The organism is Cupriavidus sp. WGlv3, assembly GCF_023952475.1.
GTDB lineage: Bacteria > Pseudomonadota > Gammaproteobacteria > Burkholderiales > Burkholderiaceae > Cupriavidus > Cupriavidus phytorum.
The window spans coordinates 105,475-119,153 of sequence record NZ_JALHRX010000012.1; the positions used below are offsets into that span (position 1 = coordinate 105,475).

At 65.5% G+C, this 13,679-nt stretch carries 12 protein-coding genes and 1 tRNA gene; 7 read left to right on the forward strand and 6 right to left on the reverse strand.

What is annotated here, in order from left to right; all coding sequences use genetic code 11:
- The first annotated feature begins 53 nt into the window (after window positions 1-53).
- Window positions 54-542 (forward strand): ClpXP protease specificity-enhancing factor, encoded by a 489-nt coding sequence (locus tag MKD38_RS20005; RefSeq protein ID WP_111521356.1) that lies wholly within the window; start codon window positions 54-56, stop codon window positions 540-542.
- A gap of 51 nt (window positions 543-593) precedes the next feature.
- Window positions 594-669 (forward strand) — tRNA-Thr (locus MKD38_RS20010).
- Window positions 670-732: 63 nt separating this feature from the next.
- On the opposite strand, the gene MKD38_RS20015 is transcribed toward MKD38_RS20010, so the two are convergent.
- The gene (locus MKD38_RS20015) at window positions 733-2,565 is read right to left on the reverse strand and encodes a 3'-5' exonuclease (protein WP_252679297.1); all 1,833 of its coding nucleotides are present in this window, start codon (window positions 2,563-2,565) and stop codon (window positions 733-735) included.
- A 316-nt stretch (window positions 2,566-2,881) separates the two neighbouring features.
- On the opposite strand from MKD38_RS20015, the gene MKD38_RS20020 reads away from it, so the two are divergent.
- A complete protein-coding gene (locus MKD38_RS20020; RefSeq protein WP_252679299.1) occupies window positions 2,882-3,796 on the forward strand; it encodes a sensor histidine kinase in 915 nt (304 codons plus the stop codon).
- Between the two features lie 14 nt (window positions 3,797-3,810).
- Window positions 3,811-4,572 (forward strand): LytR/AlgR family response regulator transcription factor, encoded by a 762-nt coding sequence (locus tag MKD38_RS20025; protein WP_252679302.1) that lies wholly within the window; start codon window positions 3,811-3,813, stop codon window positions 4,570-4,572.
- A gap of 37 nt (window positions 4,573-4,609) precedes the next feature.
- On the opposite strand, the gene MKD38_RS20030 is transcribed toward MKD38_RS20025, so the two are convergent.
- The 4 genes from MKD38_RS20030 to manD form a co-directional block, all read right to left on the reverse strand.
- Entirely contained in the window at window positions 4,610-4,930 is a 321-nt protein-coding gene (locus MKD38_RS20030; RefSeq protein ID WP_025585803.1) for a 2TM domain-containing protein, read from the reverse strand.
- A gap of 141 nt (window positions 4,931-5,071) precedes the next feature.
- Window positions 5,072-6,004, reverse strand: coding sequence for a sugar kinase (locus MKD38_RS20035; protein WP_252679304.1), 933 nt, complete (start codon window positions 6,002-6,004; stop codon window positions 5,072-5,074).
- A gap of 1 nt (window position 6,005) precedes the next feature.
- Window positions 6,006-7,040: a Zn-dependent oxidoreductase gene (locus tag MKD38_RS20040; protein ID WP_252679307.1), complete on the reverse strand. Its 1,035-nt coding sequence runs from the start codon at window positions 7,038-7,040 to the stop codon at window positions 6,006-6,008.
- Window positions 7,041-7,075: 35 nt separating this feature from the next.
- Window positions 7,076-8,284, reverse strand: coding sequence for a D-mannonate dehydratase ManD (manD, locus tag MKD38_RS20045; RefSeq protein ID WP_252679311.1), 1,209 nt, complete (start codon window positions 8,282-8,284; stop codon window positions 7,076-7,078).
- A 269-nt stretch (window positions 8,285-8,553) separates the two neighbouring features.
- Between manD and MKD38_RS20050 the strand changes: the two genes are divergently transcribed.
- The 3 genes from MKD38_RS20050 to MKD38_RS20060 are packed head-to-tail and all read left to right on the forward strand — an operon-like array spanning window position 8,554 to window position 12,994.
- On the forward strand, window positions 8,554-10,017 hold the full coding sequence (locus MKD38_RS20050) for a mannitol dehydrogenase family protein (RefSeq protein ID WP_252679313.1): 1,464 nt from the start codon (window positions 8,554-8,556) through the stop codon (window positions 10,015-10,017).
- A gap of 21 nt (window positions 10,018-10,038) precedes the next feature.
- Window positions 10,039-11,058, forward strand: coding sequence for a TRAP transporter substrate-binding protein (locus tag MKD38_RS20055; protein ID WP_252679315.1), 1,020 nt, complete (start codon window positions 10,039-10,041; stop codon window positions 11,056-11,058).
- Window positions 11,059-11,101: 43 nt separating this feature from the next.
- Window positions 11,102-12,994, forward strand: coding sequence for a TRAP transporter large permease (locus MKD38_RS20060; RefSeq protein ID WP_252679454.1), 1,893 nt, complete (start codon window positions 11,102-11,104; stop codon window positions 12,992-12,994).
- 111 nt (window positions 12,995-13,105) lie between these two features.
- Here the strand turns inward: MKD38_RS20060 and MKD38_RS20065 are convergent, their stop codons facing one another.
- Window positions 13,106-13,294 (reverse strand): DUF1484 family protein, encoded by a 189-nt coding sequence (locus MKD38_RS20065; protein WP_252679317.1) that lies wholly within the window; start codon window positions 13,292-13,294, stop codon window positions 13,106-13,108.
- Between the last annotated feature and the right edge of the window lie 385 nt (window positions 13,295-13,679).

Sequence of the window (13,679 nt, forward strand, 5' to 3'; positions counted from 1 at the left end):
CACCGGCCCGACGGCATCCGCCCTCGGGCCATCGCGGCGCCATTGGAAGCACAATGCCTGAAACCTCCACCAAGCCCTACCTGATCCGCGCCATCTACGAGTGGTGCACGGACAACGGCTTTACGCCGTACATCGCCGTCTTCGTCGACGCCAACACCAACGTGCCGCGCGAGTTCGTCAAGAACAACGAGATCGTGCTGAACGTCAGCTTCGACGCCACCAGCGGCCTGGACATGGGCAACGAGTGGATCACCTTCAGCGCACGCTTCGGCGGTGTCTCGCGCAAGATCGACGTGCCGGTCGAGAACGTGCTGGCGATCTACGCGCGCGAGAACGGACAGGGCATGGCCTTCCCGGTCGAACGCAGCGTGCCGGAGACCCAGGCCGCCACCGAACGTGAAAACAACCCGCCGCCCAAGCTCGCCCCGGTCGAAGCCGAAACCCCGGCAACCACCAGCGACACCGGCCCCGGCGACGACGACACGCCGCCTCCGGTGCCCCGCATCGGCGGCAAGAAGCCTGCACTGAAAGTGGTGAAGTAAGCCATCCCAAAGCCGACCGCAATGAAGTAGAATCGCGGTCTGCATCAATATGCCGGCTTAGCTCATCAGGTAGAGCAGTTGATTTGTAATCATCAGGTGGCGGGTTCGAGTCCTGCAGCCGGCACCAGAATTGAAAGACGGGCTACGCATTGCGTAGCCCGTTTTGTTTTTGGGGTGTCCGAGGCGTTATTCAAGAGGAGAGCCGGGCCACGGCATCCCGTAGCTTCCCCGCGAACCGCGATGTTGCGCCATGTGTCAGTACCAATTGTCTGGTAGCCCGCGTCATGGCGACGTACACCAGTCGCGCCTCATCTTCCTCCGCCTCATCATGCTTATGCGGCATCCCGATGGCCGGAATGCAAACCAGCGGAAATTCCAATCCTTTGCTGCTATGCATGGTGATCACCTTGACGCTGTCCGCGCCGGGCGTAAATCGCTTGGTGATCTGAGGGCATTCGTAGGGAATGCCTTTGCGCGTCAGTGCGCTGGTGACGTGTCCAACCGTGTCCCAATGGCGATAGAGCACCGCCATCTCTGACCACGGCGTACCAGCCCGGTTTTCGTCAGTCAGGATCTGCGCAATGCGCTCAGCTTCCGCCTCTGCAGTCGGCAATTCGATCAGCAGCGGTTTGTTGCCGCGTCGCCCCGCACCGACAGGTTGCACGGTAGGCACTTCGTCTTCGGCTGCATCGGTCGGCCGCAGCAGCTCATCCGCAAAGCTGCGCGCGACGGCCAGTATCTCCTGCGTATTGCGGTAGTTCAGCTTGAGGATGGTCGTACGGCCTCGGGCCTGGATGCCCACGCTGGCAAAGGTCATCCCGCGCTTTCTGGCGCCGCCATAAATGGACTGCGCGTCGTCGTAGAGCACCAGCAGCGAATTACTCTCCGGATTCACCATCTGGACGACCAGCTTGAACCACTCCGGCCGGAAGTCGTGCGCCTCATCGATCAGCACGGCGTCGTACTGACTGGCGGGGATCGCCTTCCGGTCCACGCCCTGGATAACCCGGTTCACCATTTCCTCAAACAGCGCGTCGCTGGGGCGGCCCTTGGGGCGGTCGATGCTGTAAGCCTCCAACTGCCGCGCGCACCACGCATGGAAGTTGTAGACGTGGACCTTCTCTTCGATGCCTTTGTCGATCATCGTCGCCGCCAGCTTGGCGGCGAGTGTTTTGTTGTAGCAGAGCACAAGCACTGGCCGCGTGGCGATCTTTGCCAGATGTTCAGCCCGGTAGCCCAGGATCATCGTCTTGCCAGAGCCGGCGACACCATGAATGACCCGATGGCCTTCGCCGAGACTGCGTGCCAGCTGCTCCTGCTGGAGATCCATGACGCGAAGGATGTCAGGCATATCCAGCGGCTCCGCGACGTCCTCCGGGAAGAGCGCGCGTTGCTCAGGCATGCGGATCTGCGGGAACAGGTGCCAGCGAATCCGCTCGATCTGCGGCAGGGAAAGCTTGAAGGTGAACTTGACCGGGAACATCTCCCACAGGCGCTGCTGAAAGCGTTCTGTGTCGACCGTTTCGTACATCTCGTCCTGGCAGATCACCAGATGCGGGGGCAGGACGTCGCCGAGGTTGGTCTTGTCGAACTGGGCCCGCGTGATATTGGAGAGCACGACGCCGCAGCCATAAGGGAAGAACGGCTTGCCCTTTAGTGAGCCACTGGGCCAGACTAGTTGCGGATCGCGCTGCAGCAGGTTGGTGACATAGATCATGTACTGCCGGGCCTGCTCGAGGGGATTCAACTCTCGTACCAGTCCGCGATCCGTCAGCAACGTGACATCCTGTTTGTCGATTTCCCGGATCGAATCCAACCGCCAGTCCTTGACCTCCAGCACCAGCAGACCGCGACTCGGATGGAAGACGATGAAATCGGGATGCCTGGTTTTCTCGCCGATGGCGACGTCATACCAACACAGGTAATCGTCTTCCAGCTTGGTCTCAAGACGCTCGGCGAAGCGTCGTTCTCCACTGGTCATGCGCGAAGTGACCGAACCCAGCGCGGGAATCAGCGTAGCCATTCTTGTAGCTCTTCTTATTGCCCGTTAGGAACTGCGCTGGCCGCTGCTTGTGTCGCGGACCCGGGGCGACGGCGGTCAGGCAGGCTTGTTATGCGGCCATTGTAGGCACAAAACCGAAACAGTGGCCATTTCGGCATTACTGGCAAATTGGAGCGCTTCCACGATCGGAAGATCGCGAAGCCGGCCAGCTACGGGCCGCCACCGACGCCTGATTCCCGTCGTTTCACGCCGCGATCCCGTCGATTCCCGGCACCCGCATATCAGCCCCCTTGGCGCGGTGGTAACCTGCGCCCAATTGCCGCCCCAACCACCACCCGTGCCTTTCCCCCATTCCCGCCTCTGGCGCGCCGCCCCCGAGCAGCGTGCCTATGAAGAAGCCCGCCACCGCGTGCGCGCGTTGCGCTTCTTCTATCTGCACGCCATGGTCTACGTGGTGGTGAACGCGATGCTGATCGGCTTCCATCTGATGGGCCCGTCGCACCGGCCCTGGGCCGGTGGTCCGCTGATGGGTTGGGGCATCGGCCTGGCGGTGCACGGCATCATGACCTGGGGCCGTGTGGGCCTGCTGGGACGGCGGTGGGAAGAGCGCAAGATTGCCGAGTACATGGCGCAGGAACAGGTGCGCACGCTGTCGACGGAGAAGCAGTTGGTCGAGGCCCGCATGAAGCTGCTGCAGGCCCAGATCGAGCCGCACTTCCTGTTCAATACGCTGGCCAACGTGGTCAGCCTGATCGAGCCCGCGCCGCAGAGGGCCACGATGATGCTGGAGCATTTCATCGCCTACCTGCGCGCCTCGCTCGCCGCCAGCCGCGCGACGCAAGGCACGGTGGCGCAGGAGGCGAAGCTGCTGCGCGATTATCTGGCGCTGATCCGCATCCGCATGGGCGAGCGGCTGCATTACACGGTAGATGTCGACGCGGAACTCGAAGCGATGCCGCTGGCGCCGATGCTGCTGCAGCCCGTGGTCGAGAATGCGATCAAGCATGGCCTGGAGCCGAAGATCGAAGGCGGGCGGCTGCTGGTCCGGCTGGAGCGGCGCGGCGCGCGCCTGCTGGCGACGATCGAGGACGATGGCATGGGGTTCCGGCCGTCGGCGGGTGCCGGGGTCGGCCTGTCGAATCTGCGCGAACGGCTGGCGGTGCTGTATGACGGCGATGCCCACGTCAGGATCGAAGAGCGCTCGCCGGGCACCGCGGTGCTGATCGATCTGCCGCTTCCGCCTGCATCCTGAACCGGAGACGCCCGATGACGGCAACCGCCCTGATCGCCGATGACGAAGAACACCTGCGTGCGTACCTGCGCGGCAAGCTGCAGCGCTTGTGGCCGGAGTTGCAGATCGTTGCCGAGGCGACCAACGGCATCGAGGCCGCCGAGGCCATCGCACGGTTGTCGCCGAACGTCGCCTTCCTCGATATCAAGATGCCTGGCCTGTCCGGACTGGAAGTGGCGCAGGGCATCGAAACCGATACGCGGCTGGTATTCGTCACGGCCTATGACGAATTTGCGCTCGATGCCTTCGAACGCGCGGCGGTGGACTACCTGGTCAAGCCAGTCAGCGAGGAACGGCTCGGCCGCACCATCGAGCGGTTGCGCAAGGCACTGCAGGAAGCGGCGCCCCTGCCCGAACTGGCACAACTGCTGAACCAGCTGACGCGTGCCCAGCCGCGCACGGAAGGCGGCGGCCAGTTGCGGTGGGTCCGTGCCAGCCGCGGCAATACTACCAGCCACGTGCCGATCCAGGAGGTGATGTACTTCCAGAGCGACGACAAGTACGTGGTGGTGCATACCCGGGATGGCGAGCACCTGATCCGCACGCCGCTGGCGGAACTGATGGCCGGCCTGGACCCGGAGGTGTTCTGGCAGATCCACCGCTCGTCCATCGTCAATATGGAGTACGTGGCCGGCACGCGGCGCGACGAGTCGGGCCGGCTCTTTGTCAGGATGCGAGATTGCGATGCCGAACTGCCGGTGTCGCGCGCCTACATGCATCGGTTCCGGCAGATGTAAGCCGGCCGGCGCCGTGCGCCGGCGGCCGGGGATCCGACTAGTGCCGGTCCATGAACTCCTGGATTTTGCGCTGTTCCCAGTCGCGGCCTCGGCGCGACAGCCGCGTCCAGACCAGCAATCCGTGCAACGCCAGTCCCAGGCCCCAGGCCAGCGTGGTGGTCAGTGGCCACGGCCAGCCGGTGGTGGCGTAATGCGACCACGGCGGCGACGGGAAGTAGAAGAAGCGGAACCACAGCCACGCATTGACCACGGCGTAGACCAGCAGGTGGATATACCAGCCGCGCAAGGCGCGCACCATGCGGCGCGCGCGCCAGTAAGCCATGGCGTTGGGGTCGTTGGGCGGGAAGGCGTGGTGCATGGGATACCTCGTCATCAGGAAGGTTGGCATGCGACAGGTATAGGCCACCACCAGGCGTCGTTCCAGGCCCATGGGCTGAATCGACGGATTTCGTTCGCGAGCGGGGTCGCGCTCAGGGTGAATGTCGCGGTGTCGCCACCTTCAGGCTTGCGCTTTCAGCGCATTCCAGACGGCTTGCACGCCTGGCAGGGGGGCCACGGCGCCTTGGCCCGTGGTGGCGAGGGCGGCCGCCACCGCCGCCCATCGCGCAGCGGACACAGCGTCATCCCCGGCTACCAGCCGCGCGAGATAAGTGCCGTCGAAGCAGTCGCCTGCGCCGGTCGCGTCGACCGCGTCGACCCGGAAGGGCGCCACCGCGGTCAGCTGTCCGCCGGCGGATACCAGGCAGCCCTGGCTGCCCAGCTTCAAGACCACATGCGGTGCGCCCATCCGGTGGCACCAGTCGACGATGCCTTCGGGATCGTCGATGCCGGCAAGCTGGCGCACGTCGTCAAGGCTGGGCAGGAACAGGTCGCACAGGGAAAGGGTAGCGAGGATGACGCCGCGGGCGCGCTCGAGGGGCCAGAGCTTGAGGCGCAGGTTGGGATCGTAGGACACCTTGGTGCCCGCCTGGCGGGCGATGCGGATGGCCTCGCGCACGGTACGCGCGGCCGAGGTGCTGATGGCCTGGCTGATTCCGGAAACGTGGAGCCACGCGGACCGCTCCAGCAATGCGACGGGCAGGTCCGCGGGTTGCAGCCGGCTCGCGGCGGAACCCGCGCGCCGATAGGTGAAGGCGTGGCCCTCCGGCCCGTGATGGACGAAGTAGAGGCCGGTAGGTGCCGATGGGTCGATGACCACGCCGCTGGTGTCGACGTGCTCGGTGCGCAGCAGGTACAGGCACATGCGGCCGAAATCATCGTCACCCACCCTGGTCAGGTAGGCGCACCGCGCACCCTGGCGGGCCGCGGCGATGATGGCGTTGGAGGTATCGCCGCCAAAGCCCTGCACATAGGTGCGCGAATCGCGCGGGCCGGCGTGGTTGAACTCGACCATGGGCTCGCCGAGCGCGACGATGTCGAAGGTTGCACGCATGTCACGCGTCCTCGCCCAGGTCGAGCAGCACCTTGCAGCAGGCGCGCGGATGGCTTTCGGCGAGGTCGAAGGCGCCGGCCACGTCGCGGAAGTTGATCTGGTGCGTAACGATACGGCCCGGGTCTACCAGCCCGCGCGCGATCCAGTCGATCACGGTGGGAAACATCGCGCAATTCAGGCGCGACGCGTACAAGGTCAGTTCCTTGCTGGTCAGCGCCTGCTGCGGCACGGCCGACGGCGTGGCGGAAAACCCAAGCACGCCGATGCGGCCCGCCGGCGCGGCCATCGCCACGGCTTCCCCGAGGATGGCGGGATGGCAGACCGCGTCGTAGATCAAAGTCGGCCCGCCCGCCACGCCGCGCCGTTCGAGGGCGCGGGCAAGCGGCTCGCGCGCGGTGTTGATGATCTCGTCCACTTCCGCGCCGCAGCCGCGCGCCAGGGCCAGCCGTTCATCGACATGATCGGTGATGAAGGTGCGTACGCCATACACACGCTTCAATACCTGTAGCAGGTTAAGGCCGACCGGCCCGGCACCGAAAATCAACGCCACGTCGGAGGGCAGCACGCCGGTTCGGTGGGTGGCGTTGGCGGCCACGGCAAACGGCTCGATCACCGCGGCACTGGCGGTCGACATGCTGTCGGGCACCGTGTAGGCGTTACGTGCCGGCACGCATGCGAATTGGCTGAAGCCGCCATCGCGGTGCACGCCTATCACCTGGAGCCGCTGGCAGACATTGTGCCGGCCGATGCGGCAGGCATGGCACTGGCCGCAACTGATCACCGGATCCACCACCACGCGCTCACCGATGCGGTCAGCGCCGACGCCAGCGCCGACCGCATCGATATGACCGACGAACTCATGCCCGATCACGCGCGGATACGTCGCGAACGGATTCTTGCCCTGGAAGATATGCAGGTCCGAACCGCAGATGCCGGCGAGGCGGACGCGCACGCGCACCTCGCCCTCGGCAGGGCATGGGTTGGGCCGCTCGCGCACCACCATGCGGTGCGGTTGCTCGACCACGATGCTAAGCATGCTTGCTCCTTGTTCCGGTCAACTCGCGCTGGCCGCTACCAGTTCCACATCGCGCCATCGCGCAGCCGCGCCACCGGCAGGTAGGCGCGCTCGTACGGATACCGGGCCGCCAGCGCCTCGTCGATATCGACGCCAAGGCCGGGCACGTCGTCCATTACCAGGTGGCCATCCTCCAGCCGGTAGTTGTGCGGAAACACCTCGTCGATCAGTGGGCCATGCGGCATCAGTTCCTGGATGCCGAAGTTCGGCGCCCACAGCCCGAAGTTGACCGCCGCCGCCATGCATATCGGTGACAAATCGGTCGCGCCGTGAAAGCCGGTTCGGACCTGGTGGATCGCGGCGAAGTCCGCGATGCGACGCACATGCGTGATGCCGCCGGCGTGGACGATGGTGGTGCGGATGTAGTCGATCAGCTGATGGCCGATCAGGTCCTTGCAGTCCCACAAGGAATTGAAGATTTCGCCGGCCGCAAGCGGGGTGGTGGTGTGCTGGCGGATCAGCCGGAATGCCTCCTGGTTCTCCGCCGGAGTTGCGTCTTCCAGCCAGAACAGGCTGAAGGGCTCCAGCGCCTTGCCGAGGCTGGCCGCTTCGATCGGTGTCAGCCGGTGGTGCGCATCGTGCAGCAGATGCGGGCCGAAGCCGACGGCCTCGCGCACCTTGCGGAACAGTTCCGGCGTGTGGCGCAGGTACAGCGAGGTGTCCCAGGGCTCTTCCGGCGGCAGGCCCTTCTGCGCCGGCTCATAGTGGCCGGGTTGGGTGCCGACGCCATACACTTTGGACAAGCCAGGCACGCCCGACTGCACGCGGATCGCTTTGTAGCCTTGCTCGATATGGCGATGCACCGCGTCGACGGCTTCTGCATGGTCGCGCCCATTGGCGTGGCCGTACACCGTCAAGCCATGGCGGCTGCGCCCGCCCAGCAGCTGGAACACCGGCATGCCGGCCAGCTTGCCCAGGATGTCCCACAGCGCCATGTCGATGGCGGCGATCGCGGTCATCGTGACCGGCCCGCGCCGCCAATAGGCGCCGCGGTAAAGGTATTGCCAGATGTCCTCGATTCTGCGCGGATCGCGGCCGATCAGGCACGGGATCACATGCTCGTCCAGGTACGCGCGCACCGCCAGTTCGCGGCCGTTGAGCGTGGCGTCGCCCAGTCCGTACACGCCCGCATCGGTGACCACCTTGACCGTCACGAAGTTGCGCCCCGGGCAGGTGACGATGGTTTTTATCTGTTCGATCTTCAAAGGGTGTCTCCGGCCGGATCGTCGTTGTCTTAGCCCGATGGCGCCGCCTGTTTGCGTAACGCCGGCATCGGTGTGGATGCGGCCAGAGTACTGCGGGCCGAATGCGGCGGAGTACGGCCGATTCCGCAATCAAATGCAGCGTTTGCCGTAGTGAATCGCGAAAGCACCGCACGTTGGACACCACGGCTGCGTGCAAACTTCTTCGCATCGAAGACAACGCCGGATGCACGCACGATGCTGCTGACGACTGACCCCCCGAGGTACTGCCCATGAGGCTGACGCAACGCACTTGTTGCCGCGCCCGGGCTGAGGTGCGCCAGCCCGGATACGATCGCAGCCGCTTGTCGCGCGGCGTGGTGCATCTGGGCCTGGGCGCTTTCCACCGCGCCCACCAGGCGCTGTACACCGAGGCAGCACTACGGGATGGTGACCGGCGCTGGGGCATAGTCGGCGTCAGCTTGCGGGATCCGCACATGGCGCGCGCGCTGGCCGCACAGGATTTCCTGTACGCGGTCATCGAGCGCCAAGGGAGCGAGGCAGCGGCGCGCATCGTTGGCGCCCTGGTGCAGGCCCTCTATGCACCGCATGCACTGGAACAGGTGACCGGCGCCATTGCCGATCCCGCGGCGTCGGTCGTGACCTGCACCGTCACTGAAAAGGGCTACTACCGGCATCCATCGACGTCCGACCTCGACCTCCAGCATCCGGACATCCGGCACGACCTGGCCCACCCCGGCGCGCCGCGCAGCACCCTCGGCGTGCTGGCGGCCGGGATACGCCGCCGGCCGGCCGGCGCGCCGCTGAGCATTGTCTGCTGCGACAACATGGCCGACAACGGCGACACATTGCGCAGGCTGCTGATGCAGTTTGCATCGCAGGTGGACCCCGCGCTGGCGCGGCGTATCCGCGACGAGGTCGCACTGCCCAACACCATGGTTGACCGCATCGTGCCTGCCGCCACGCCGGCGTCACTGACCTTTGCGCAGCAGCGCGTGGGCTTGCGCGATGAAGCCGCCATTGTCTGCGAGCCGTTCACGCAGTGGGTGATCGAAGACCGCTTTGCCGGACCGCGGCCCGCCTGGGAATCAGGCGGTGCGCTGCTGACGGGCGATGTGCGGCCGCTTCAGGCCATGAAACTGCGCATGCTGAACGGCACCCATTCGGCGATCGCCTATGCCGCACAGTTGCGCGGCATCGAAACCGTGGCCGCGGCGCTGGCCGATACGGTCCTTGGCACATTCGCGCGCGGGGTGATGGCGGACCTGCACGCCACCCTTGCCGCCCCGCCGGGGTATGACACCGCCCGCTACGGCAATGCGCTGCTGTGCCGCCTGCGCAACGGCGCCATCGCGCATCACACCGCGCAGATCGCAACGGATGGTACGCAGAAGGTACCAGTGCGCTGGCTGCCGGCTTTGCGCGAAAGCCTCGCCGCCGGCGTCGAGCGGCCATGCCTCGAGCGCGCGCTGGCGCTGTGGCTCCACTATTTGCGCTGCGACACCAACGAGCACGGCGGGCCGCTGGCCGCCTGCGATCCCGGTGCTGCGCCGCTTGCCGCGGCGTTGCGCGGCGCGCACGGCGATACGGACGCCATACGCCAGGCCCTGGCGCATGGTGCCGTCTTTGGCGAGGCACCGTGGCCCAAGCAGTTCCAGCTGCGGCTGGCCGCACACCTGAGGGTGCTGCGCGAGCGCGGCGCCGCGGCACTCATGTCCTTCACGGCGACAACTTGAACAACAGGAGACAAGCACATCATGGTTAATCGGCTGACTCGCCGGCAGTTCGGCGCACTCGCTGCCAGCGGACTGGCGCTGGCCTTGCCCGGGCGCAAAGCGTTCGCCCAGAACGCCACGATCAAGCTCAGGTATGGCACGGCCTTTCCCGCGGACCATCCCGGCACGCTGCGCATCAGGGAGGCCGCCGAGGCCATTCGCCGGGACACCGGCGGCAAGGTGGACCTGCAGGTCTACCCCAACAGTCAGCTTGGCAGCGAGCCTGACATGGTGTCCCAGGTCCTCGCCGGCGCCATCGACTTCATGTCGACCGCCAGCACCAATTTGCAGACACGCGTGCCGGCCGCCAGCATCAACGGCGTGGCCTTTGCCTTCAAGGACTACACCACGGTGTGGGCCGCGATGGATGGCGGACTGGGGGCCTATGTGCGCAACGCGCTGGGCAAGGTGAACCTGCACGTGTTCGAGAAGTGCCTGGACAACGGCTATCGCAATATCACCTCCGCTACCCGGCCGGTGAACACGCCGGCGGACCTGAAGGGATTCAAGATCCGCGTGCCGGCGATCCCGTTGTGGGTGTCGATGTTCCGGATGCTGGGCGCGGCGCCGACGGTGATTCCCTTCGCCGATCTCTATTCGGCGCTGCAGACGCGCGTGGTGGATGGACAGGAGACGCCCCTGTCGCTGATCCGCAGCGGCAAGCTGTATGAAGTGCAAAAGTTCTGCTCGATGACTGCGCATACCTGGGACGGCCACTTCATCTTCGGCAATGCCAAAAAATTCCAGTCACTGCCGCGCGAGGTGCAGGCTTCGCTGACGACGCGCTTCGCCGCCGCGGCGCTGAAGCAGCGCGAGGACATCGCACGGGTCGACGTCGATGCGCAGGCGGAGATGACCCGGCTTGGCATCGCCTTCAACCGCCCGGATCCGGCGCCGTTCCGCAAGCTGCTGGGGGAGGCGGGTTTCTACGCCGAGTGGCGCCGGAAGTTTGGGGACGAGGCCTGGGAGATGCTCGAAAAATACACCGGACCGCTGGTCTGAGGCCAGGCGCCGTCACGCCGATATGCAAGAGGAGGAGATCATGATGGAGCACGCCGCCGATCCACTGGTATCGGCCCATGCCGCCCGCAGCGCCCGCACCGACGGTACGCCACCGCCCGCCAGCGCGCGCTGGGGACGCATCCTGGCCTGCGTGGTGGAAGTGCCGGCCGCGCTGATCGTCGTCGCGGAGACGCTGATCCTGGGGGGCGGCGCCTTCGCACGCTATGCCCTGCATGCGCCGCTGCCGTGGACCGAGGAGCTTGCCGGCATCCTGTTCCTGTGGCTGGCAATGCTCGGCGCCATCATCGCCCTGCAGCGCAGTGCGCATATGCAGCTCACCACCTTCGTCAACAGGCTGACGCCGCGGCGGCGCGCGTGGGTGGACGCCTGCGGCATGTGGATGGTGGTGGCATTTCTATTGCTGCTGGTGCCGCCGGCGTGGGAACACCTGGCCGAACATGTGGAGGTGCTGACGCCGACGCTGGAGGTCAGCGAAGCCTGGCGCGCGGCGGCGGTGCTGGCCGGCACCGTGCTGATGCTCGTCACCGCCGTGATCCGCCTGTTCGAGCGCGCGAGCCGCACGCAGGCGGCCATCGGCGGAGTGCTGGTCGGGCTCGGTGCCGGCGCGTTATGGCTGCTCTCGCCTGTGCTGATGGGGCTGGGCAATGCCAACCTGGTGATCTTCTTCCTGCTGATGCTGGTTGGCTGTGTGGCCATCGGCGTGCCCATTGCCTTTGCCTTCGGCCTGTCCACGCTCTGCTATCTGGCGTTGTCCACGGCCACGCCGCTGTCCATCATCCCGAATCGGATGCAGGAGGGCATGTCGCACCTGATACTGCTCGCGGTGCCGCTGTTTATCTTTCTGGGCGGCCTGATCGAAATGACGGGCCTGGCCCGCGCGATGATCCAGTTCCTGGCGGGACTGCTCGGCCATCTGCGCGGCGGACTGCAGTACGTGCTGCTCGGCGCGATGTATATCGTCTCGGGCATCTCCGGGTCGAAGACGGCCGATATGGCGGCGGTCGCGCCGGCGCTGTTCCCGGAGATGAAGCAGCGTGGCGCCAAGGATGGCGAACTGATCGGCCTGCTGTCGGCGTCCGGCGCAATGTCGGAGACAATTCCGCCCAGCATCGTGCTGATCACGGTCGGTTCCGTCACGGGCGTGTCGATCACCTCGCTGTTCATCGGCGGACTGATGCCGGCGCTGGTCGGACTGGCGATGATGGCGCTGGTGGTCTGGTGGCAGACGCGCAAGGAAGACATGCGAAACGTGCCGCGCCCATCCGGCCGCGCATTGCTGAAATTGCTGATGGTGGCACTGCCGGCGCTGGCACTGCCGGTCATCATCCGTACCGCCGTGGTGGAGGGCGTGGCCACTGCCACGGAGGTATCGACCATCGGCATCTTCTACGCGCTGCTGGCCGGCGTGCTGATGTACCGTCAGTTCGACCTCCGGCGCATGTATCCGATCCTGGTCGATACCGCGGTGCTGTCCGGCGCGATCCTGCTGATCGTGGGTTGTGCCACCACCATGGCGTGGGCGCTGACGCAGTCCGGGTTTGCGCAGGACCTGGTCAACATCATGTCCGCCGTGCCGGGCGGCAAGACCGGCTTCCTGCTGGTGTCGGCGCTGGCTTTCGTGATCCTGGGCAGCCTGCTCGAAGGCATTCCCGCCATCGTGCTGTTCGGGCCGTTGCTGTTCCCGATTGCCAAGATGGTCGGCGTGCACGAGGTGCACTATGCCATGGTCGTGATCTTCGCCATGGGGCTGGGCTTGTTCGCGCCACCGTTCGGCGTGGGGTTCTATGCCGCCTGCGCCATCGGGCGCGTGTCGCCGGACGTGGCGATGCCACGGGTGTGGCCGCATATGGCGGCGCTGTTCGTGGCGCTGGTGCTGTTGACGTTGGTGCCGTGGTTTTCGATCGGGTTTTTGTAATTGGACTTTACGTTGGCTGGTGCCTGTTATCTCCCTCTTCGGCTTGCGGGATAGGGAGATAACAAGCAAGAGGAGAGGCGCTTAACCGCAACGCCCGGCAAGCGGTCTGCATCAGGAGTCCGGCAACTCGTCCTCCAGCACTCGCTCCAGTTGCGCCTTCACCAACCCCAACAGGCAAAACGCCGCAAAGCCGCCTTCCCACCATTCACTCTGCTGCTCCAGCAAGGCAAGTACCCCATCAATGCCTGCTGCCACCGCCAAGAGACTGTACCGCGCCGTAGATAGATCGATTTCCGACATAGGACCTCCAATCGTTGCATGAAGGTCCGCCGCGCGACGCAAGAGGAGGGCGGCGGGTGGCCTGACGACGAGGGTGGAAACCGGTGTCACAACTATTGCCGGTCAGCCTTTCGGCTGCCTCATCCGGCCCGCCATGGGTGGCTTGCACGTATAGGCAAGAACGGTCGTCATGGACGACCGTTCGGTTGAGACATCGAGTTTCCACACTCGGTCACCGTTGTTCGATGACAGCCCCAGTCTCTCGCGGCGCGGCACGCGGCGCGATAAGACAGTTCGCATTCCTATACGGACGCCGCATCCTGCCCGAGGCTCGCACGTTAGCAAATAGCCGAATACCTAAGAGCGCATCCGAAGCGAAAGCTCGTCCCGTTGAAGGGAAAAACTC